This is a genomic window from Trinickia sp. (genome assembly GCF_036503415.1).
Classification (GTDB): domain Bacteria; phylum Pseudomonadota; class Gammaproteobacteria; order Burkholderiales; family Burkholderiaceae; genus Trinickia.
This window is the reverse complement of sequence record NZ_DASXWY010000124.1, coordinates 1-20,850: the sequence shown is the minus strand read 5'-3', so window position 1 is coordinate 20,850 and position 20,850 is coordinate 1. Positions and strand designations below refer to the sequence as shown.

20 protein-coding genes are annotated in these 20,850 nt (G+C 64.4%); 17 read left to right on the top strand and 3 right to left on the bottom strand.

All coding sequences use genetic code 11. The annotated features are described in order from the left end of the window. Window positions 1–73: 73 nt before the first annotated feature. The 9 genes from cheA (at window position 74) to VGL01_RS15795 (ending at window position 9,545) form a co-directional block, all read left to right on the top strand. On the top strand, window positions 74–2,269 hold the full coding sequence (gene cheA / locus VGL01_RS15835; protein ID WP_331570909.1) for a chemotaxis protein CheA: 2,196 nt from the start codon (window positions 74–76) through the stop codon (window positions 2,267–2,269). 23 nt (window positions 2,270–2,292) lie between these two features. Beyond that, window positions 2,293–2,826, top strand: coding sequence for a chemotaxis protein CheW (locus VGL01_RS15830; RefSeq protein ID WP_331570907.1), 534 nt, complete (start codon window positions 2,293–2,295; stop codon window positions 2,824–2,826). A gap of 83 nt (window positions 2,827–2,909) precedes the next feature. Next, window positions 2,910–4,844: a methyl-accepting chemotaxis protein gene (locus tag VGL01_RS15825; RefSeq protein ID WP_331570905.1), complete on the top strand. Its 1,935-nt coding sequence runs from the start codon at window positions 2,910–2,912 to the stop codon at window positions 4,842–4,844. Window positions 4,845–4,892: 48 nt separating this feature from the next. Next, window positions 4,893–5,858 (top strand): CheR family methyltransferase, encoded by a 966-nt coding sequence (locus VGL01_RS15820; RefSeq protein WP_331570962.1) that lies wholly within the window; start codon window positions 4,893–4,895, stop codon window positions 5,856–5,858. Beyond that, a complete protein-coding gene (gene cheD, locus VGL01_RS15815; RefSeq protein WP_325325686.1) occupies window positions 5,855–6,607 on the top strand; it encodes a chemoreceptor glutamine deamidase CheD in 753 nt (250 codons plus the stop codon). Before VGL01_RS15820 ends, cheD begins: the two co-directional genes overlap by 4 nt. Continuing rightward, entirely contained in the window at window positions 6,604–7,689 is a 1,086-nt protein-coding gene (locus VGL01_RS15810) for a chemotaxis response regulator protein-glutamate methylesterase (RefSeq protein ID WP_331570903.1), read from the top strand. Before cheD ends, VGL01_RS15810 begins: the two co-directional genes overlap by 4 nt. Window positions 7,690–7,740: 51 nt before the next feature. Further along, window positions 7,741–8,133 carry a chemotaxis response regulator CheY gene (gene cheY / locus VGL01_RS15805; protein ID WP_173255935.1) on the top strand — a complete coding sequence of 131 codons (393 nt, stop codon included), beginning with the start codon at window positions 7,741–7,743 and terminating at the stop codon, window positions 8,131–8,133. 22 nt (window positions 8,134–8,155) lie between these two features. Then, window positions 8,156–8,854 carry a protein phosphatase CheZ gene (gene cheZ, locus VGL01_RS15800; RefSeq protein WP_331570960.1) on the top strand — a complete coding sequence of 233 codons (699 nt, stop codon included), beginning with the start codon at window positions 8,156–8,158 and terminating at the stop codon, window positions 8,852–8,854. Between the two features lie 199 nt (window positions 8,855–9,053). Beyond that, window positions 9,054–9,545, top strand: coding sequence for a DUF2844 domain-containing protein (locus VGL01_RS15795; protein ID WP_331570901.1), 492 nt, complete (start codon window positions 9,054–9,056; stop codon window positions 9,543–9,545). On the opposite strand, the gene VGL01_RS15790 is transcribed toward VGL01_RS15795, so the two are convergent. Continuing rightward, window positions 9,494–9,919: a hypothetical protein gene (locus VGL01_RS15790; protein ID WP_331570966.1), complete on the bottom strand. Its 426-nt coding sequence runs from the start codon at window positions 9,917–9,919 to the stop codon at window positions 9,494–9,496. The two genes, VGL01_RS15795 and VGL01_RS15790, sit on opposite strands and share 52 nt — an antisense overlap. Between VGL01_RS15790 and VGL01_RS15785 the strand changes: the two genes are divergently transcribed. From VGL01_RS15785 to VGL01_RS15775, 3 genes are all read left to right on the top strand, one after another. After that, window positions 9,822–10,919 carry a DUF3443 family protein gene (locus VGL01_RS15785; RefSeq protein WP_331570958.1) on the top strand — a complete coding sequence of 366 codons (1,098 nt, stop codon included), beginning with the start codon at window positions 9,822–9,824 and terminating at the stop codon, window positions 10,917–10,919. The genes VGL01_RS15790 and VGL01_RS15785 overlap by 98 nt on opposite strands. A gap of 276 nt (window positions 10,920–11,195) precedes the next feature. Next, a complete protein-coding gene (locus VGL01_RS15780; protein WP_331570899.1) occupies window positions 11,196–11,705 on the top strand; it encodes a DUF2844 domain-containing protein in 510 nt (169 codons plus the stop codon). 24 nt (window positions 11,706–11,729) lie between these two features. After that, window positions 11,730–12,989 carry a DUF3443 domain-containing protein gene (locus VGL01_RS15775; RefSeq protein ID WP_331570897.1) on the top strand — a complete coding sequence of 420 codons (1,260 nt, stop codon included), beginning with the start codon at window positions 11,730–11,732 and terminating at the stop codon, window positions 12,987–12,989. Between the two features lie 52 nt (window positions 12,990–13,041). Here the strand turns inward: VGL01_RS15775 and VGL01_RS15770 are convergent, their stop codons facing one another. Together VGL01_RS15770 and VGL01_RS15765 are read right to left on the bottom strand one after the other, a co-directional pair. Beyond that, a complete protein-coding gene (locus VGL01_RS15770; protein WP_331570895.1) occupies window positions 13,042–13,509 on the bottom strand; it encodes a GNAT family N-acetyltransferase in 468 nt (155 codons plus the stop codon). Then, window positions 13,487–13,780 (bottom strand): DUF1778 domain-containing protein, encoded by a 294-nt coding sequence (locus VGL01_RS15765; RefSeq protein WP_331570893.1) that lies wholly within the window; start codon window positions 13,778–13,780, stop codon window positions 13,487–13,489. The genes VGL01_RS15770 and VGL01_RS15765 overlap by 23 nt, the downstream gene beginning before the upstream one ends. Window positions 13,781–14,034: 254 nt before the next feature. Here VGL01_RS15765 and flhB point away from each other — a divergent pair, with 254 nt between their 5' ends. From flhB to VGL01_RS15740, 5 genes are read left to right on the top strand one after another with little or no spacing between them, the layout of a single operon-like run. Further along, window positions 14,035–15,234 (top strand): flagellar biosynthesis protein FlhB, encoded by a 1,200-nt coding sequence (gene flhB / locus VGL01_RS15760; protein WP_331570892.1) that lies wholly within the window; start codon window positions 14,035–14,037, stop codon window positions 15,232–15,234. Next, window positions 15,231–17,336 carry a flagellar biosynthesis protein FlhA gene (gene flhA / locus VGL01_RS15755; RefSeq protein ID WP_331570891.1) on the top strand — a complete coding sequence of 702 codons (2,106 nt, stop codon included), beginning with the start codon at window positions 15,231–15,233 and terminating at the stop codon, window positions 17,334–17,336. The genes flhB and flhA overlap by 4 nt, the downstream gene beginning before the upstream one ends. Beyond that, window positions 17,333–19,216 carry a flagellar biosynthesis protein FlhF gene (flhF, locus tag VGL01_RS15750; protein WP_331570889.1) on the top strand — a complete coding sequence of 628 codons (1,884 nt, stop codon included), beginning with the start codon at window positions 17,333–17,335 and terminating at the stop codon, window positions 19,214–19,216. Before flhA ends, flhF begins: the two co-directional genes overlap by 4 nt. Continuing rightward, window positions 19,209–20,084, top strand: coding sequence for a MinD/ParA family protein (locus VGL01_RS15745; protein ID WP_331570887.1), 876 nt, complete (start codon window positions 19,209–19,211; stop codon window positions 20,082–20,084). Before flhF ends, VGL01_RS15745 begins: the two co-directional genes overlap by 8 nt. A gap of 31 nt (window positions 20,085–20,115) precedes the next feature. Then, window positions 20,116–20,844 carry an RNA polymerase sigma factor FliA gene (locus VGL01_RS15740; protein WP_331570885.1) on the top strand — a complete coding sequence of 243 codons (729 nt, stop codon included), beginning with the start codon at window positions 20,116–20,118 and terminating at the stop codon, window positions 20,842–20,844. Window positions 20,845–20,850: the final 6 nt, after the last annotated feature.

Genomic DNA, 20,850 nt, shown 5'->3' with positions numbered 1-20,850 from the left:
GGCGGATAGGGCACGAACGGATACAGGCGTAGCTCGCGGATAAGCAGGCACAGATTCTTTGCGGTGACTCAGCATGACACTCGACATCACACAGTTTTATCAGACGTTCTTCGACGAGGCCGATGAGCTGCTCGCACAGATGGAGCAGTTGCTGTTGAACCTCGACGTCGGCACGCCGGATCCCGAGGACCTGGCGGCCATCTTCCGCGCGGCCCATTCGATCAAAGGCGGCGCGGCGACGTTCGGGTTCACGGCGCTCACCGAAACGACGCACATTCTCGAATCGCTGCTCGATCGCGCGCGCAACAACGAATTGACGTTGCGCAAGGACATGATCGATACGTTCCTCGAGACGAAGGACGTGCTCGCCGATCAGCTTGCGGCCTACCGCGCCAGCGAGGAGCCCGACGCGGCGGCAGCGGCAACGATCTGCGCGAAGCTCGAGCGCTTGAAAGGCGGCGATGAGGCGGCACCGGCGGCAGCCCCGGTCGTCGAGGCGAGCGCCGACGTGAACGCGAATGCGGGCGGTGCGCCCGAGCATGTCGTCTCGCAAGCCGTCGAAGCGACGCATGGCGGCGCGGCCGGTACGCCGGACGCCGCAACGGATGCAGGACCTCACCTGAAAATTACGCTACGGGGGGTGGGGGAGAAGGACCAGGGGCTGCTGACCGAAGAGTTGGGTAACCTGGGTAACATCGTCGGGCGGGTGAAGACGGACAACGATCTCGTTGTCTATCTTCAAACGGATGTCCCGTCCGACGACATCACGGCCGTGTGCTGCTTCGTCATCGACGAAAGCCAGATCACGATCGCGCGTGGGACGGCGCCGGACGAGGGTACGCAAGCCAGTACTCCCGCGCCGGCGGACGTCGCAGTGCAGGTTCCGCGGGCGAGCGCGCCCGCGGTGTCTGCGCCCGCCGCACAGACGCAGCCCGCGAGCGAGCCGACAGCGGAACCGAAGAACGAATCGCCGGCTCCGGCCGCGAATGTGCCGGAACCGGCCGCCGCGGCATCGGCCGCCGCCGCATCGAATGCCGCGGAAGAAAAGAAAGCGCGTCCGGCCGCCGCGGCCGCGGCGGGCGAGGGCAGCTCCATCCGCGTCGGCGTGGAGAAGGTCGATCAGCTGATCAACCTCGTCGGCGAGCTGGTCATCACGCAGGCGATGCTGGCGGAGACGACGAGTACGTTCGATCCGGCGTTGCACGACCGGCTCTTCAACGGCATGGCGCAGCTCGAGCGCAACGCGCGCGATCTGCAAGAGGCCGTGATGTCGATCCGCATGATGCCGATGGACTACGTGTTCTCGCGCTTCCCGCGTCTCGTGCGCGACCTGGCGGCGAAGCTGGGCAAGGAAGTCGAGCTCGTCACGTTCGGGCAAGCCACCGAGCTCGACAAGAGCCTCATCGAACGCATCATCGATCCGCTGACGCACCTCGTGCGCAACAGCCTCGATCACGGCATCGAAACCGTCGAAGCGCGACGCGCGGCGGGCAAGGACGGCACGGGCCAACTGATTCTCTCGGCGGCGCACCACGGCGGCAACATCGTCATCGAGGTGAGCGACGACGGCGCGGGGCTGCGCCGCGACAAGATTCTCGCCAAAGCGATGAAGCAGGGCATGCAGGTCAGCGAATCGATGACCGACGAAGAGGTCTGGAACCTGATCTTCATGCCGGGCTTCTCGACGGCGGAGCAGGTGACCGACGTATCGGGCCGCGGCGTCGGCATGGACGTCGTCAAACGCAACATTCAGGCGATGGGCGGCCATGTCGAGATCACCTCGCACGCGGGCAAGGGCACGACCACGCGCATCGTCCTGCCGCTGACGCTGGCGATTCTCGACGGGATGTCCGTGAAGGTCGGCAGCGAAATCTTCATCCTGCCGCTGAACTTCGTCATGGAGTCGCTGCAACCGAGAGCCGAGGACATCTACACCGTCGCGAACGGCGAACGTGTCGTGCGCGTGCGCGGCGAATATTTGCCGCTCGTCGCGCTGCACGAAGTGTTCTCGGTGGAAGGTGCGCGCACCGAACCGACGCAGGGCATCGTCACGATCATGCAAACGGAAGGCCGCCGCTTTGCGATGTTGATCGACGAGCTCGTCGGGCAGCAGCAGGTGGTCGTGAAGAATCTCGAGACCAATTACCGCAAAGTGCGCGGGATCTCGGCGGCGACGATTCTCGGCGACGGCAGCGTCGCACTGATCGTCGACGTGGCAGCACTGAACCGTGAGTCCCGTGCCCTGCACGGTGCTCTGAACTTTTCGTAATACCCAACCGTTTGGGGGCTAACGTGGCAGAAGTCCAAACCACTCATTCGAACACCGCGCTCGTCGCAGGTGGGCGCCGCGATGCGCAGCAAGCCGATGCGGCCGGCCAGGAGTTCCTGGTCTTCACGCTCGGCGCGGAAGAGTACGGCATCGACATCCTCAAGGTGCAGGAAATCCGCGGCTACGACAGCGTGACGCGCATCGCGAATGCGCCCGAGTTCATCAAGGGCGTGGTCAATCTGCGCGGCATCATCGTGCCGATCGTCGACATGCGCATCAAGTTTCACCTCGGCCGCGTGGAGTACGACCACCAGACCGTCGTGATCATTCTGAACGTCGCGCATCGCGTCGTCGGCATGGTGGTGGACGGCGTGTCAGACGTGTTGACGCTCACCCCCGATCAGATCATGCCCGCGCCCGAGTTCGGCGCGACGCTGACGGCCGAGTATCTGACGGGCCTCGGCACCGTCGATGGCCGGATGCTGATCTTGATGGACATCGAGAAGTTGATGGTCAGCAAGGAAATGGCGCTGATCGAGTCTTTCTCGGGGCAGTAATTCGGACGAGCGGTGCGGGGCGGACGCAGGCGCGCGATGCCGGCGCGCCGTGCCGCACGCGGTCCAGAACGGAGATTTGAAAGATGCTGCAGAACTGGTCGATTCGCACCACGCTCACGGCCATGGGGGCCGTGTTCGTCGCGCTGACACTCGCGGTCGGTGCGCTGGGGCTCACGGCGCTATCGAGCGCCGGCCGGGTCGTGGATACGCTCGCGGGCGACGATTTGCCGGCGATTCACGCGCTCGACGACGCGGGCTCGTACCTGCTGCGCACGCGCATTTCGCTCGACCGCTATCGCGCGCTGACCGAGTCGAACAATCTCGACGAGGCGAAGAAGGTACTCGATCGTTCGCAAGTGCTGCTCAACAAGGCGAACGAAGCCTGGCAGACCTTCCAGAGCGAGCCGAAGCAAGGCGTCGATGCCGCACTCGTCACCGAGATCACCGCACGCTACGCGACGCTGTTGCATGACGGCGTCGAGCCCGAATTCGCGGCCGTTCGTGCGGGCGACATGGCCGGCTACCACGCGCTCGCCGATACGAAGATCAGCCCGATGTTCGTCGCGTTCGGCGATGCGGCCGATCACATGCTGAAGGCGTTGCGGGATCGCGCCGAAGAGCAGCGCGTGCAGTCGGCGTCGAATATTTCGATGATGAACGTGCTGATCGTCGGGGCGCTCGTGCTCTCCGTCGTGCTGATGGTGGCGATCCGCTTCGTGCTGCGTGGTTTGATCGTTCAGCCGCTCGACGATGCGATTTCGCACTTCGGCCGCATTGCCGACGGCGACCTCACGCGCACGATCGAGGCGAAAGGGAAAAACGAAATCGGCCGGCTCTTCGACGGCGTGCGGCAGATGCAGGGCAGCATGGTGACGATGGTCAAGGCGATTCACGGCGGCACGGAATCGATCGATGTCGGTGCGCGCGAAATTGCGATGGGCAACACCGATCTGTCGCAGCGCACCGAAGAGCAGGCGTCGTCGCTGCAGCAGACGGCGTCCAGCATGGAGCAGTTGACGGGCACCGTTCGCCAGAACACCGAGAACGCGCGCCAGGCCAGCCAGCTCGCGGTCAATGCGTCGGATATCGCGATGCGCGGCGGCGAAGTCGTGAGCGAGGTCGTGACGACGATGCAGGACATCGCGACGAGCTCGAACAAGGTTGTCGACATCATCGGCGTCATCGAAGGCATCGCATTCCAGACCAACATCCTCGCGCTGAACGCGGCCGTGGAAGCGGCCCGTGCCGGCGAGCAGGGACGCGGCTTCGCCGTGGTGGCGGGCGAAGTGCGCAGCCTTGCGCAGCGCAGCGCGGCGGCAGCCAAGGAAATCAAGGCGTTGATCGGCGATTCGGCCGACAAGGTGGCTAGCGGCTCCGCGCTCGTGGGACGTGCCGGCACGACGATGGACGAGATCGTGCAGGCCGTGCGGCGCGTGACCGACATCATGGGTGAAATCAGTGCCGCGTCGGAAGAGCAATCGACCGGTATCGAAGGCGTCAATCGCGCGCTGGCTCAAATGGACGACGTGACGCAGCAAAACGCGGCGCTCGTCGAAGAGGCTGCGGCCGCGGCCGCATCGCTCGAAGAGCAGACGCGGCAACTGAAGACGGTGGTTGGGCGTTGGCAGGTTCAGGGCTCTCATGTGTCGGCTGCCGCGGCGAAGCCGGCCGCCGTTGCGGCGAGCAAACGGGCCAGCGCGCCGGCGGCCCGCTCGATGGATCGATCGAGCGCCAAACCGGTCGCCAAGGCCCCCGCCGCGTCGGCTCCGAAGGCCGTTCGCGCCGCCGCGCCGGTGGCACATGAAGCTGCCGCGCCGAGCCGGATCGCCGCGACGGGCGAGAAGCGCGCCGCCGCACCGGCCGTTACCACGGCGCCGAAGGCAAGCGTTGCACCGAAGGCAAGCGTTGCACAAAAGGCAAGCGCGGCGCCGGCCATCAAGCCTGCGCCGCCCGCCAAGCCGGCGCCGGCCGTGACGGCTGCGTCGGGCAAGTCGGACGACGACTGGGAAACGTTCTAACACCGCCGCGCGGCAACGCGCGACGGGTAGTGCAGGTAACCGAGCAACATCATGACAGCGCGCGCACCCCAACGGCCCGAGCGGGCCGAGCCAGCCGGCACAGGTCCGGCCGAGCGTACCGCGTTCGCCGATCGCGATTTCGAATTCACGTCGGCGGATTTCGCACGCATTCGCGAGCTGATCCACCGGCGCGCGGGCATTTCGTTGTCCGATCACAAGCGCGACATGGCGTACAGCCGGCTCGCGCGGCGCTTGCGAGCCCGCAACCTCGAGACCTTTCGTCAATATCTCGAGTTGCTCGAATCGGAAAACGATCCGGCCGAGTGGGAGGCGTTCACGAATGCGTTGACGACGAATCTGACGGCATTTTTTCGTGAATCGCATCACTTCCCGATCCTGGCCGAGTTCGTGAAGCGCCGCCAGCAACCGGTGTCGATCTGGTGTTCTGCCGCCTCGACGGGCGAGGAGCCGTACTCGATCGCCATGACGCTCGTCGAGGCGCTCGGCGATGCGGCCGCGCGCCAGGCGACGATTCTCGCCACCGATCTCGATACGCAAGTCCTCGCAAAAGGCGAGGCCGGCATCTATTCGCTCGAGCAGGTCAAGGCGCTCTCGCAGGAGCGCCTGAAGCGTTTTTTTCTGAAGGGTACCGGGCCGCACGCGGGGCTCGTCAAGGTGCGCCCGGAGCTGCGCGCGATGATCCGCTTTCAGCAGCTCAATCTCACGGATGCGGACTACGGCTTGCGTACGCAGTTCGACGCGATCTTTTGCCGCAACGTGATGATCTATTTCGACAAGCCGACGCAATCGCAGGTGCTTTCGCGTTTCGATCCGCTCACGAAGCCGGGCGGATTGCTGTTCGCGGGGCACTCGGAGAACTTCACCTACGTGACGCAGTCGTTCCGGCTGCGCGGCCAGACGGTCTATGAGCTCACGCGCGATGTGGCGCCCGGCACGCGTCCCCGCGCGCCTGCTCGCACCACCGCGCGCACAGGCGAGGAGGCTGAAGCATGAGCGGACTGCCCATCGCGACCAATCTGTATTTCGACAACCACTTCGAGCGGCGCGGTGTGAAGCTGTTGCCGAACGAGTTCTATACGACCGGCGAAGACATGGTGCTCGTCACCGTGCTCGGCTCGTGCGTGGCGGCCTGCATTCACGACCGCACGCTCGGCATCGGCGGCATGAACCACTTCATGTTGCCCGACGATGGCGACAATCCGGCCGCCGCGGCGTCCGACTCCATGCGCTACGGCGCGTTCGCGATGGAAGTTCTCATCAACGAACTGATCAAGATGGGCGGACGGCGCGAGCGCTTCGAGGCCAAGGTGTTCGGCGGCGCGGCGGTGCTGGCCGGGATGACGACGATCAACATCGGGGACCGCAACGCCGAGTTCGTGCGCCGCTATCTGGCGCTAGAGAACATCCGGATCGTCGCCGAGGACCTGCAGGGTCAGCATCCGCGCAAGGTCGCGTTCATGCCGGCCACGGGCCAGGCGATGGTCAAGAAATTGCGCCTGCAGCAAGAGCCGAATGTCGCCGAGCGCGAGCAGGCGCTGGCCAGGCAGGTCGCGGAAGCGCGCGCGGCGCGTCATGCGCGCGCGCGAACGAAGGAACACGCCGAACTGTTCACATCGCCCGCCGCGGCGGGCGCAGCCAAGCCTCGCATCGAGTTGTTCGGTGCGCGGCCTGCCCCGCGCACGGAGGTTTTCGGTGCCGGCATCAGCATGAACGACAGCGCCAAGACCGTGAAGGAGGCATGATCGCTGTGCAGAAAATCAAAGTATTGTGTGTCGACGATTCGGCGCTGATCCGCAGTCTGATGACCGAGATCATCAACAGCCAGCCCGACATGTCGGTCTGTGCAACGGCGCCGGATCCGCTCGTCGCGCGCGAGCTCATCAAGCAGCACAATCCGGATGTGCTGACGCTCGATGTGGAAATGCCTCGCATGGACGGGCTCGATTTCCTCGAAAAGCTGATGCGGCTGCGGCCGATGCCGGTCGTCATGGTCTCGTCGCTGACGGAGCGCGGCTCGGAGATCACGCTGCGCGCGCTCGAACTCGGGGCCGTGGATTTCGTCACGAAGCCGAAGGTCGGCATTCGCGACGGCATGCTCGAATATGCGGAGAAACTCGCCGACAAAATCCGCGCGGCGTCGCGCGCCCGTGTGCGTGCCACGCAGGCGCAGCCCGCGCATGCCGCCGCCGCAGCGCCCGCGGCGAGCCATGCGCCGATGCTCAACAACCCGCTCATCAGTAGCGAGAAACTGATCATCGTCGGCGCCTCCACGGGCGGCACCGAGGCCATTCGCGAGCTGCTCGTGCCGCTGCCGCCCGACTCGCCGGCCGTGATGATCGCGCAGCATATGCCGCCCGGTTTTACAAAATCGTTCGCGCAACGCCTAAATGGTTTGTGCCGAATTACCGTTAAAGAGGCTGAGCACGGGGAGCGTGTGCTTCCGGGCCATGCCTATATCGCGCCCGGGCACGCACATTTGTTGCTGGCGCGCAGCGGGGCCAACTACATCGCCCACCTGTCGGACGATCCACCCGTCAATCGGCATCGGCCATCGGTCGATGTGCTGTTCCGCTCGGCGGCCCAGCACGCGGGCAAGAACGCCGTGGGCGTGATCTTGACCGGCATGGGGCGTGACGGTGCGGCGGGTTTGTTAGACATGAGAAATGCGGGCGCATACACTCTCGCGCAGGACGAGGCGAGCTGTATCGTTTTCGGGATGCCGCGCGAGGCGATTGCGCTGGGTGGGGCCGACGAAGTCGCGCCGTTGTCGGAGATGAGCCGACGCGTGATGACGCGCCTGGGCGATCGTGTGGGGCGCGTGTAGCCGGGGCCGAGAGCAGCGTCTTCGCCGCGAAATTGGGATAAAGGGATCGAGATGGATAAAAGCATGAAAATTCTGGTGGTGGACGACTTTCCGACGATGCGCCGGATCGTCCGCAACCTGTTGAAAGAACTCGGCTATGCGAATGTCGATGAAGCCGAAGACGGTGCCGCCGGGCTCTCGCGTCTGCGCGGCGGCGGCTACGACTTCGTGATTTCCGACTGGAACATGCCGAACCTCGACGGCCTGGCCATGCTCCAGGAAATCCGCAAGGATCCCGCGCTTTCGCACCTGCCGGTGCTGATGGTGACGGCGGAGTCGAAAAAGGAAAACATCATCGCGGCGGCGCAAGCCGGCGCGAGCGGCTACGTGGTGAAGCCGTTTACCGCTGCAACGCTCGACGAAAAGCTCACGAAGATCCTCGAGAAGATGCAAAAGACGGGGTGATCGAGTGGACCAGTCGACCGATATGGGCGCTGCCGCGAGCGCAGGTGCCGAAGCCGGCACCGAAATCAACGCGGACCGCATCCTCGCGAGGATCGGACAACTCACGCGCACGTTGCGCGATTCGATGCGCGAGCTCGGTCTCGACAAGCACGTCGAGCACGCGGCCGAGGCGGTGCCCGACGCGCGCGACCGGCTCAAGTATGTCGCGGCGATGACGGAGCAGGCGGCCGAGCGGGTGCTGACGGCGATCGATATCGCGAAGCCGATGCAGGAACAGCTGCAGGCCGATGCGGCGACGCTCGATGCACGCTGGGCGCAGTGGTTCGCAGCTCCAATCGAGCGTGACGAGGTGCGCGCGCTGATGACCGATACGCGTACGTTCCTCTCGCGTGTGCCGGACTCGACGAGCGCGACCAACGCGCAATTGCTCGAGATCATGATGGCGCAGGATTTCCAGGATCTGACGGGTCAGGTGATCAAGAAGATCATGGATGTCGTCTATCTGATCGAGCAGCAACTGCTGGGCGTGCTGGTCGAGAACATCGCGCCCGAGCGGCGCGAGCAGTTCGCGCAAACCGCGGCGGCGCTGGCTGCCGAGCCCGGCTCCACGGGCAGCCCCGAGCATCTGCTCAACGGCCCGCAGATCAATCCGGAGGGAAAGACCGACGTCGTCCAGGATCAATCCGACGTCGACGATCTGCTCGCCAGTCTGGGTTTCTGACGCAACTCCTTTGTTTCAGGTTACGAGGTGCGGCCCCGCGTTGTGCGGCGCCGCCCTCGGCATGTGTAGCGGGGTAGCGCTGGCTCACCCCCCGCGCGCTCGGCGCGACCGTTTGTGCGCCGATGGTTGTTCAAAAGGTGATGCCGGCATCAAGCGCCGAAGTGCGCAATAAGAAATCAACCAAAAGAGGGTTTTTCCGATGTTGAATCCAACCATGCGCGCCGCGGTTTGCGCGGCGCTGACGTGCGGGGTATTGGGCGTGGCCGCGCCCGCTTTGGCCGCGCTCGGCGGCACGCCCACGCCGCCGCCGGCGGGGGCTGTCTCGAGTTCGCTGGCTCCTGTGATCCATGCTGCATCGGGCGCGGTCGTCACCGCGCCATACACGGTGACACAGACGACGTTCGCCGCCGGCACGATCGTGCGCGAGTACGTCTCGACGGCCGGAACGGTGTTCGGCATCGCCTGGAATGGGCCGATCATGCCGAATCTGCCGGTTCTTCTTGGTACCTACTTCTCCCAGTTCGATAGTGCACGTGTCGCGTTGCGCGCGGCGCATCCGGGCCGCGGTCCGATTGCCGTGGACTTGCCTGACCTCGTCGTGCATTCGGGTGGCCATATGGGCGGCTTCTCCGGGCAGGCTTATCTGCCGCAGTCGCTGCCGGCCGGCGTAAGCGCCGCCGACATCCAATAACGAACGAGAGCGAGGAGAACCATGTTGCGTAACCAGAGCAAATTGGCCCGAGCGCTCGGCGCGTTCGGTTTGGCAGCAGCCGTTGCGCTCGTCGCGGGTTGCGGCGGTGGCGGCGGATCGAGCGGCACGACGACGAGCACGACCGGTAGCACGAGTAGCACGAGCAGCACCGGCAGCACGAGCAGCACGGGCAGTTCCAGCACGACCACGTTGGCCGCCGGCGCTCCGGTGTCGACCACGCCCTCGACGCTTGCGAGCAACCAGGTCGCTGTCGTCGTGGCGTCGAACGCGGTAAGCCGTGCCGCAAACATCCCGATGGTCAGCGTGAAGGTTTGCGTTCCGAGTACGAGCACCTGCCAGACGATCGACAACATTCAAATCGATACCGGATCGTGGGGCTTGCGGCTCACGAAGGATGCGCTGAACAGCACGATGCAGAGTGCGCTGACGGCCGAGACGGTAAGCGGCCAAACCGTGGCCAACTGCGCGGGCTTCGCCGACGGCAACACGTGGGGAACGGTGCGTACGGCGGACCTGACGATCGGTGGTGAAACCGCTTCGAGCGTGCCCATCCACGTACTCGGCGATCTGCCGCAGTCGGCGGCTGGCGGCGCGAGCAACAGGTGTGCGAGCGGCACGCTCAACGATACGTCTTCCGCAATTGCCTCGCACGGCATACTCGGCATAGGGACTGCAACATTCGACTGCGGCTCCGCCTGCGCGAGCACGACCGCGAACAACGTCTACTATGGATGCACGACGAGCGGCAGCACGACGACTTGCACAGACCTGGCGGTTCCGGAGGCGCAGCAGGTGACCAATCCTGTGCGGCTCTTTGCCACCGACAACAACGGCGTGATCCTCAACATGCCGGCTGTAACGGCAGCGGGGTCGACGAGTGCTTCGGGTTTCCTGACCTTCGGCATCGGCACGCAGGCGAACAATGTGCTGCCGGGTTCGGGTATCAAGCAGATGACGACAGACCATTACGGCAACATGCAAAGCGCATCGTTGAGCGGTACGACCACGAGCGCTGCGTTTTTCGATACCGGATCGAACGGCTTGTTCTACGCCGATTCGCTGACTCGGTGCTTACCGAGTTTCGGTTTCTATTGCCCTGCCTCGACAGTGTCGCGTACGCCTTCCGTGACCGGCTTCAACGGTACGACGACGTCCGTCGCGCTGAGCATTGGCAACGCGCAGGACTTGTTCAACGACGGTGGTTATGCCTACGACAACATCGGTGGCGCCCTGTCGGGGGGGGCTTTCGATTTCGGTATGCCGTTCTTCTACGGCCGTACCGTCTACGTCAATTACGACCCGGCCGCCGACGGCAGCATCGGTGTTTCGTCACCGGCTTTCATCGCGTTCTGATCGGGCGCATCTGACCTGAATCCTGTTGTCTCCCGAAGGGCGGCCCGCGCAAGCGGTGCCGCCCTTCGGCGCTTTCCGGTCGGCCTATTCGGGGCATTTTCCCAAAATCGGGTCTGGCGCGAATATTGCACATTGCAAGATGACAGTAGCCAGTCGTCCTGGTGTGCGTTAGATTTTTGAAAGGCGTTGTTCTGAAGACTGGCAGTCGTTCAGGCATTTGACGTGCAGGATGCGCCGAGGGGCGCGTAACAATACTTCGAAAAGAGGAATCATCCCATGTCGATCCGATTGATTCGAGCCCTCGTGCCGGCAGCGCTCGCTGTCGCCACCACGCTGGGGGTTGCCCCACCGGCCCGTGCTGCGCTCGGGGGCGCCCCCATGGCGACGCCATCCGGCGCGGTCGCAAAAACCGTTTCGCCGGTGGCGAGAGCCGCCTCATCGACGAACGCCTCGAGCGTGCCCGCGTCGGCGAACTACACCGTGAAGGAGACGACGTCCTCGTCCGGCACCGTCGTTCGCGAGTATGTCGGGACCGACGGCAACGTGTTCGGCATCACTTGGCGCGGACCGTTCATGCCGGATTTGTCCGCGCTGCTTGGCACGTACTTCCCGCAATACAAGAGTGCAGTCGAAGCACAGCGCTCGCAGCGCAAGGGGCGGGGGCCGGTTGCCGTCGAGCAGTCCGGGCTCGTCGTCCATTCGCTCGGCCATATGGGCGCGTTCTTCGGACAGGCCTATCTGCCTGCGGCTTTGCCGTCGGGCGTGAGCGCCGACGATATTCGATAACCGACAGCCACGAGGAGAACGATCTTGCAAACAAATGGCAAACTCGTGCGCGCACTGGGCGCGTTGACAGCCGCGTTGATGGCGTTGGTCGTTGCGGGCTGCGGCGGAGGGGGCGGGTCAAGCAGTAACAGCGGTTCGGGCGGTAGCGGCGGCGGCACCACCCCGGTGGCGGCGAATCAGGTGGCGATCACGGTGGCACGGGGGACGAGCGGGGCGGTCAACATCCCGACAGTCAGCGTAACGATCTGCGCACCGGGCACGGCGACCTGCCAGACGATCGACAATATCCAGGTCGATACGATGTCGTACGGTTTGCGCATCGTGAATACGGCAGCGGCTACGGTGCTCGGCAGCCTGCCGATCGAGACGGATGCCAGCGGCAATCAGATTGCCGAATGCACGGTCTTTGCCGACGGCTTTACATGGGGATCGGTGCGCAAAGCCGATGTGACGATTGGCAGCAAGACGGCTGGCAGTCTGCCGATCGCAATTGTAGGAGACATGGGGGCGTCGACCGTGCCGACGGCCTGTTCCAGCGCCGGGGTCGCAGAAAACGACGTGTCGGCGCTTGGCGCGAACGGAATTCTCGGCATCGGTGTGGCACCGTATGACTGCGGCGCGGCGTGCGTATCGTCCACGCCGAGCACGCCGCCTTATTATGTGTGCCCGAACGGCGCGAATTGTACGGCGACGACAATGCCGCTCGCACAGCAGGTGACTACACCGGTCGTCAAATTCGCGAGCGACAACAACGGTGTCGTGCTGACGATGGCACCCGTCAGTTCGGGCGGCCAGGCGACGGCAACCGGCACGATAACGTTTGGTATCAATACGCAGTCGAACAATGCGCTCACCGGCGCAACCACCTATGGCACCGATGGGGCCGGCGACGTCAATGCCACGGTCAATGGCGCGGCGGGCTTTGCGTTCTTCGATTCAGGGTCGAACGGCTTCTTCTTCAACGACTCGACGCTCGCGAAATGCGCGAGCCCCAATTCAACGTTCTATTGCCCGGCGACGTCGACGACACGCACTGTCCCTATCTCAAACGCGTCGGGCTCGACGGCATCGACGTCCGTGACGATGGCGATCGCCAATGCGAATACGATCTTCACCAACTCGACGAACAACGGTTGGTTCGCATTCGACAATCTGGGTGGCGATCTGGGCTTCACCAACGTGGTCGACTTCGGCATGCCGTTCTTCTACGGCCGCACGGTCTTTTTCGGCTATGACCAGACTGCAAGCGGTGCGGGCACGCAGACGCCTTACGTGGCGTTCTAGCGGATGACTGAACGTCGCGTTGGCCGGCATAGGACGACGCGACGTATCTTCGTCAGAGCGGCAGGAACAGGTTGTGCGGATGATCTGCCATCTGTTCGAACCCGTATCGCGTATAGAAATCGACCGCCGATGGCTTCGCATTGACCACCAGGCAGATCCCCCCGATCTCGGTCGCAATGCGCGTCACGCGATCGATTGCATCGAAAAGCATGAACTCTCCGATGCCTTTGCCTGCGTGGGGTTTAGCTGTGGCCAATCGGCCAAGCCGGAAGGCGGGCACCTTGGTAGGCAAGCGCTTACGATACTGCGATGGCAATTCCGCATTCACCAACTCGGCCAGGCTGATAGCGTAGAAGCCCTGCACTTCGGTGCTGGCTTCCTCCTCGACGACGACAAACGTCGAAGAAATACCTTTTTCCTTGTGTTGCCTGGCTACCTGAGCGAACCAACTGTTGAGTTCGGCGTTTCCGCAATCAAATCCCTTCCTGTCGTGCTCGTTACTTAGCGGTAGAACCAGCACCGTTCTTTATCCTCTTATAGCGGGCTTGCGCTTGCACGAACTTCTCGTTGCGCGGTGGCGGATTTTCGATCAGTTCCAACAGCCTTAAAGATTCGCGGCGTGTCAGGACAATCGTCGACTCGCTTTCAATGACCTTGTCCGCCTTTTCGAGTGCAGCTTGCACGACGAACTGATTCAGAGTGGCGCCCACGAGGTCCGCCGCCGCTTGCAGCTTTTCCTGCACGTGGTCGGTGATTCTCGTGGTGAGCCGTTTACTGGTGTGAGCGAGCATAGCGGCCTCGTTGCCGGATAGAAATGGTCACTCGCAGTATAGACCGGTGGCGTCATTTTGTCACCGGGCGGTCGGCAACGGGCCATCAATAACCCACGCAATCAAGGGTTTTCCCTTATTAAGCCCGCGCAACCGATCAGTCGAAATACACCCCTTTCCCCGTCCTTATCCGCCGATCGTCGATAGACGCCAACAGGAATAATCGCTCTCCATGAAGAAGCGGCATGTTGCCGTGCCTGGAGCGGAGAAACCCTGTGGCAGAGGATAGCGACCTCGAGAAGACCGAATCAGCCACCCCGCGGCGCCTGGAGAAGGCGCGCGAAGAGGGGCAGGTTGCGCGTTCGCGGGAGCTCGCGTCGTTCGCGTTGCTCGCGGCGGGCTTCTTCGGTGTCTGGGGCCTTTCCGGTTCGATCGGCGCGCATCTGCAAACGATGCTGCGCGGCGCGTTCACGTTCAACCACGCGAGCGTCGTCGATACGCACCGCATGCTGATCGGCGCCGGCGCGGCGGGCCGCGAAGGGCTGCTGGCCGTGCTGCCTGTGCTTGCGCTGACCGGTGTCGCAGCGCTCGCGGCGCCGATGGTGATCGGCGGCTGGCTCCTGTCCCCCAACGTTTTCCAGTTCAAACCCGAGCGCGTCAATCCCATTGCCGGCTTCGGCCGCATCTTCTCGCTCAACGGTCCGATCCAGGTCGGCATGTCGATCGCCAAGGTCCTCGTGGTCGGTGGCATCGGCGGCACCGCAGTCTGGCATCGCAAGGACGAGCTGCTCGCGCTCGCCAACGAATCGCTGACGGCCGCCGTCGGCCATGGACTTTCGCTGATCGCCGTGTGCTGCGCCACGACAGTGGGCGGCATCTTCGTGATTGCCGCGCTCGATGTCCCGTACCAGATCTGGCAATTCCACAAGAAACTGCGCATGACGAAGGAAGAAGTGAAGCGAGAGCACCGCGAAAGCGAAGGCGATCCCCACGTGAAGGGGCGCATTCGCCAGCAGCAGCGCGCCATCGCCCGCCGCCGCATGATGAGCGCCGTGCCGAAGGCCGACGTCGTGGTCACGAACCCGACCCACTATGCGGTCGCGCTGCAGTACGCCGACGGCGAAATGCGTGCACCGAAGGTCGTCGCCAAGGGCGTCAACCTCGTGGCCGCCCGGATTCGCGAGCTTGCCAGCGAGCACAACGTGCCGCTTCTCGAAGCGCCGCCGCTTGCTCGCGCGCTCTATCACAACGTCGAACTCAACCGCGAAATCCCGGGCCCGCTCTACAGCGCGGTCGCCGAAGTGCTCGCATGGGTCTATCAGCTGCGGCGTTTCCGCGACGAAGGCGGCGATGTACCCGCGGCGCCGACGGAGTTGGACGTGCCGGCTGGCATGGACAAGAGCCCGATTTCGGATAGCGACGTGCGTGAAGAAGAAGACGATGTGCTCGGCACGGACAACGGAGCTTCGGCATGAACGCGCGCGTCGGAAGCTTCTTCGGCAAGCGGCCGCCGGCACTGGCGGCCACGAATCTGAGGGCGCTCGCAGGTCCGGTTCTGATCTGCATGATCCTCGGCATGATGATCCTGCCGTTGCCGCCGTTCCTGCTGGATCTGCTCTTCACGTTCAACATCGCGCTCTCGGTGATGGTGCTGCTCGTCAGCATGTACACGATGAAGCCGCTCGATTTCGCGGCCTTCCCGAGCGTGCTGCTGTTCTCCACGCTGCTGCGGCTCTCGCTGAACGTCGCCTCGACGCGCGTCGTGCTGCTCGAAGGCCACACGGGGCCGGCCGCGGCGGGGCGCGTGATCGAATCGTTCGGTCACTTCCTCGTCGGCGGCAACTTCGCGGTGGGTATCGTCGTCTTCGCGATCCTCATGGTCATCAACTTCATGGTGATCACGAAGGGCGCGGGCCGTATCGCCGAAGTGGCGGCACGCTTCACGCTCGATGCGATGCCGGGCAAACAGATGGCCATCGACGCCGATCTGAACGCGGGCCTCATCAACGAGGAAGGCGCCCGCAAGCGTCGCCTGGCCGTGTCGCAGGAAGCCGAGTTCTACGGCGCCATGGACGGTGCCTCGAAGTTCGTGCGCGGCGACGCCATCGCGGGCCTCATCATCATGGTCGTCAACGTGTTCGGCGGACTCATCGTCGGCATGGTTCAGCACGGCATGGATTTCGAATCGGCCGGCACGACCTACACGCTGCTCACGATCGGTGACGGACTCGTCGCGCAAATCCCGTCGCTGATCATTTCGACCGCGGCCGGCGTGATCGTTTCGCGCGTGGCCACCGATGAGGACATCGGCACCCAGCTCACGGGCCAGCTCTTCACAAACCCGCGCGTGCTGATGATCACGGGCGTGATCATCATGGTGCTCGGCCTCATTCCCGGCATGCCGCACTTCGCGTTCGTGCTGCTGGGCGGCGGCGCGATCCAGTTGAGCCGCATGCTGAAAAAGCGTGCCGAGCAGGCGAAGGCGAGCGCCATCCTCGTCGATGCGGCACCGGCCGTCACCGCCCCCGCCGAAGCGCACGAAGCGAGCTGGGACGACGTGACGCTCATCGATACGCTCGGGCTCGAAGTCGGCTACCGCCTCATTCCGCTCGTCGACAAGAACACCGACGGCGAGCTGCTCAAGCGCATCAAGAGCATCCGCAAGAAGTTCGCCCAGGAAATCGGCTTCCTGCCGCCCGTCATTCATATTCGCGACAACCTCGAGCTGCGTCCCAACGGCTATCGCATCGCCTTGAAGGGTGTGGAAGTGGGCGTCGGCGAAGCGTATCCGGGCCAATGGCTCGCCATCAATCCGGGGCAGGTCTCGGCCGCCCTGCCGGGCACGCCGACCCAGGATCCGGCCTTCGGTCTGCCCGCGGTCTGGATCGATACCAACCTGCGCGAACAGGCGCAGGTCTATGGCTACACCGTCGTCGATGCGAGCACCGTCGTCGCCACGCATCTGAATCATCTCGTCGTTCAACATGCCGCCGAGCTGCTCGGCCGGCAGGAAGTGCAGGCCCTCATCACGCGTATCGGCAAGGATGCACCCTCGCTCGTCGAAGACCTCGTGCCGAAGACGCTCTCGCTTTCGACGCTGCAAAAGGTCCTGCAAAACCTGCTCGAGGAAGCCGTGCCCATCCGCGATATGCGCACGATCCTCGAAGCGCTGTGCGAGCAGACCGGCAAGACCGGCGACGCGCACGAACTGACCGCCGTCGTCCGCCTCGCGCTGGGCCGCGCAATCACGCAGCAGTGGTATCCGGGCGCGGGCGAAATGCAGGTGATGGGGCTCGACGCGAATCTGGAGCGCGTGCTCTCGCAAGCGCTCTCGACCGGTGCCAACCCCGGGCTCGAGCCGGGTCTCGCTCACTCGCTTCTGACGGAGACGCAACGCGCGATCGCCCGTCAACAAAACTCCGGGCTGCCGCCTGTGCTGCTCGTGCAGCACGCGCTGCGCACGATGCTCGCGCGGTTTTTGCGCCGCAGCCTGCCGCAATTGAAAGTGCTCTCGTACGCTGAAGTGCCCGAGTCACGCACGATCAAAGTCGTCAACCTCATCGGGGGTCTAGCTTGAACATTCGTAAATTCATTGGTGCAACGAGTCGCGACGCTTTGCGTCTCGTGCGCGAGGCTCTCGGTGCCGACGCAGTCGTCCTGTCCAACCGCACGAACGACGACGGCACCGTCGAAATCGTGGCGCTTGCCGATACGGATTTCGCGGCCATCGCACCCAACGCCGGCGAAGATGCGGCGCAAGGCATGAGTCATTCGCCGCGTCGCGCGCCGGCCGCTTCGCTGCCCGCGCCATCGCAGACCTTGATGCCGCCCGTCGCTGCCGCGCCCGGCATGGCGCCGATCAATCCGTACGCGAACGGCATGCCGGACGTGTTCTCGGCTGTTTTCGGGGCGAGCCCGGAAGCCGGTCTGGGTACGAGCGGTGCGCCTGCTGCAATGCCGCTCAACACTGCCACCACCGCCCTCGGCGGCGGCAGCAGCGCGGCCGGTGGCCATCCGGCAGGCATGGCCTCGCGCGAGCCGCGCGCCGAAGCAAACGCGGCCCACGCCGCGCCCTCGACGGCCCGGCCGGTACGGACCGCGCGCCCGGCTGAGCCCGCCGTCGCCGAAACATCGCCGACGCTGGCCGAATCGAACCCGTGGCTCATCGATCATGCGCAGCGCATCGCCTCGCAGCAGCGTGGCGCCGAGCCTGCTCAAGCCGCTCATACGGCGCGCACGCATGCAATGACGCCCGCTGCTGCCGCCGCGAAGGGACTCGGCACGCCCGGCAAGATTCTTTCGCCGGAAGAGCTGGTCGCCGGGGAACTTCCCGACTGGGCGCATGAGGCCGCGCAAGTGGCCGCGCGCCGCGCCATGCCGCGCATTGCGCCTGCGTTCGACGGCGTCGGAGCCAAGAGCAGCAGTGCGGAAGACACGGCCGCCATGGTCGACGCGGTTCGCGCGCGCATCGAGGAAGTGGTCAATCAGACCGTGATGAGCGAGCTTTCGTCGATGCGCGGGATGATGGAAGAGCAGTTCGCGGGTCTGCTGTGGGGCGAGCGCCAACGCCGCAACCCCCTGCAGAGCACGCTCACGAAGCAGCTTTTTGCGGCCGGGTTTTCCGCTCAGCTCGTGCGGATGATGGTCGAGCGCATGCCCGAGCTCGAGAATGCCGATGCCGGCATGGAGTGGGTGCAGTCGGTGCTCGGCGCCAACCTGCCCGTGCTCGAGAACGAAGAGGCACTGATGGAGCGCGGCGGCGTGTTCGCGCTGATGGGTCCGACGGGCGTCGGCAAGACCACGACGACGGCCAAGCTGGCGGCGCGCTGCGTCATGCGCTTCGGCGCGAGCAAGGTCGCGCTGCTGTCCACCGACAGCTACCGGATCGGCGGCCACGAGCAACTGCGCATCTTCGGCAAGATTCTCGGCGTATCGGTGCATGCCGTGAAAGATGGCGCCGATTTGCAACTGGCGCTCGCCGAGCTGCGCAACAAGCACATCGTATTGATCGATACGATCGGCATGAGCCAGCGCGATCGCACGGTCTCGGACCAGATCGCGATGCTGTGCGGAGCCGGGCTACCGGTGCAGCGCCTGTTGCTGCTCAATGCGACGAGCCACGGCGATACGCTCAACGAAGTCGTGCAGGCTTATCGCAGCGCCGAAGGCCAGCCTGAGCTTGCCGGCTGCATTCTGACGAAGCTCGACGAAGCCACGAATCTGGGTGGCGTGCTCGATACGGTGATCCGCTACAAGCTGCCGGTGCACTACGTGTCGACGGGACAGAAGGTGCCCGAGAATCTTTACGTCGCGACGAAGAAGTTTCTGATCAAGAGCGCGTTCTGCATTCCGCGCGACCGCTCGCCGTTCGTGCCGCACGACGACGATATCCCTGCTTTGCTGTCTTCGCTCTCCAGCCGTACGAACGCTGAGCTGCACGAGGTCCGCTTTGGATAAGCACGTCACCGATCAAGCCGAAGGGCTGCGCAGGCTGCTCGCGAAGAGCGGCTCGCGCGTGGTAGCCATCACGGGTGGGCCCGTGGGCGTGGGCTGCACGTCGACGGTCGTCAATCTGGCTGCGGCGCTGGCCGGGCTCGGCAAGGATGTCCTCGTCATCGACGAATGTCTCGGCGCGAAGTCCGTATCGGCGATGTTGGGCGGCGTGAGCGGCGCGGGCAATCTGCGGGCGTTCCTCGCCGGCGACATCGGCATCGAAGAGGCTGCGCGGCGCCATCCGCTCGGGTTTTCGGTGCTCGCCGCCTCGCGTGAGAACTGCGCGGGTTGTAGCGCCGAGCAACTCGGCGCGCTCCTCGCCGGACCGGCCGACGTGGTGCTCATTGATGCGCGGCTCGACCGCCGCGGCATGCTCTCGGCGCTGGCCTCGCAGGCGAATGACGTGATGATCGTCACGCGTGTGGCGGCGCAGGCGATTACCGAGGCGTATGCCGGCATGAAGCGGCTGCATTACGAACACGCGATTGCGCAGTTCCGCGTGCTCGTGAATCACGTTTCGAGCCACTCCGATGCGCATACGGCGTTCGAGAACCTCGCCGAGGTGGCCGCGCGCTATCTGACGGTTTCGATTGCGGACGCCGGCTGCGTGGCGGAGGACGCATTCATGGAGCGTTCGCTCGAGCTTGGACGATGCGTCGTCGACGCGTTTCCGTCCGCGCCGTCCGCGCGCGATTTCCGGCACATCGCTGCCGAGATGCTTTACTGGCCGATGCGCCCGGCGCTTTCGTCGTGCGCATCGACAACAAAGGTACGCACGGCCATGCCGGCGTCGGCGCTCGCCGACGCACCGACCGCGCGTCAACATGCTTGAAACGTTAGGGACAAGGAGAAGGGGGCCCTCGATGTACAACGCTCAAGGGAAAATGTCCCAGACGGAAGTCTTGGAGCAATATGCGCCGCTGGTGCGCAGGCTGGGTTTGCAGCTCGTGGCAAAGATGCCGGCGAGCGTCGATCTCGACGATTTGATTCAGGCGGGCATGATCGGTTTGCTCGATGCGGCGAGCCGCTATAAGGAAGACCAGGGCGCGCAATTCGAAACGTACGCGAGCCAGCGGATTCGTGGCGCGATGCTCGACGAGCTGCGCAACAACGACTGGTTGCCGCGTTCGCTGCGCAAGACGTCGCGCGAGGTGGAGTCGGCCGTGCATCAGGTCGAACAGCGGCTGGGCCGCTCGGCCAGCGAGACCGAGGTGGCCGATCATCTGAAGATGCCGCTCGATAGTTTTCAGTCGATGCTGCAGGACCTGCATGGCTCGCAGCTGATCTATTACGAAGACTTCGATCGTTCGGCCGATGACGAGCCGTTTCTCGATCGTTACTGTGTCGATCACACGGACCCGCTTTCGGCGCTGCTCGATGAAAGTCTGCGTGCTGCGCTGGTCGAGGCGATCGACAAGCTGCCGGAGCGCGAGAAGCTTTTGATGTCGCTTTATTACGAGCGCGGGATGAACCTGCGCGAGATCGGGGCGGTGATGGAAGTGAGCGAATCGCGTGTGTGCCAGCTGCATAGCCAGGCAGTGGCGCGGTTGCGGGCGCGGTTGCGGGAGATGGCTTGGGCGAGTGTGGAGTAAGGGCTT

What these genes read in the sequence shown, in the direction of transcription:
- cheA (WP_331570909.1), top strand. Translation starts at nt 74, where the DNA reads ATGACACTCGACATCACACAGTTTTATCAGACGTTCTTCGACGAGGCC.
- VGL01_RS15825 (WP_331570905.1), top strand. Translation starts at nt 2,910, where the DNA reads ATGCTGCAGAACTGGTCGATTCGCACCACGCTCACGGCCATGGGGGCC.
- cheD (WP_325325686.1), top strand. Translation starts at nt 5,855, where the DNA reads ATGAGCGGACTGCCCATCGCGACCAATCTGTATTTCGACAACCACTTC.
- VGL01_RS15810 (WP_331570903.1), top strand. Translation starts at nt 6,604, where the DNA reads ATGATCGCTGTGCAGAAAATCAAAGTATTGTGTGTCGACGATTCGGCG.
- cheY (WP_173255935.1), top strand. Translation starts at nt 7,741, where the DNA reads ATGGATAAAAGCATGAAAATTCTGGTGGTGGACGACTTTCCGACGATG.
- cheZ (WP_331570960.1), top strand. Translation starts at nt 8,156, where the DNA reads ATGGGCGCTGCCGCGAGCGCAGGTGCCGAAGCCGGCACCGAAATCAAC.
- VGL01_RS15795 (WP_331570901.1), top strand. Translation starts at nt 9,054, where the DNA reads ATGTTGAATCCAACCATGCGCGCCGCGGTTTGCGCGGCGCTGACGTGC.
- VGL01_RS15790 (WP_331570966.1), bottom strand. Translation starts at nt 9,919, where the DNA reads ATGTTGTCGATCGTCTGGCAGGTGCTCGTACTCGGAACGCAAACCTTC.
- VGL01_RS15780 (WP_331570899.1), top strand. Translation starts at nt 11,196, where the DNA reads ATGTCGATCCGATTGATTCGAGCCCTCGTGCCGGCAGCGCTCGCTGTC.
- VGL01_RS15765 (WP_331570893.1), bottom strand. Translation starts at nt 13,780, where the DNA reads ATGCTCGCTCACACCAGTAAACGGCTCACCACGAGAATCACCGACCAC.
- flhA (WP_331570891.1), top strand. Translation starts at nt 15,231, where the DNA reads ATGAACGCGCGCGTCGGAAGCTTCTTCGGCAAGCGGCCGCCGGCACTG.
- VGL01_RS15740 (WP_331570885.1), top strand. Translation starts at nt 20,116, where the DNA reads ATGTACAACGCTCAAGGGAAAATGTCCCAGACGGAAGTCTTGGAGCAA.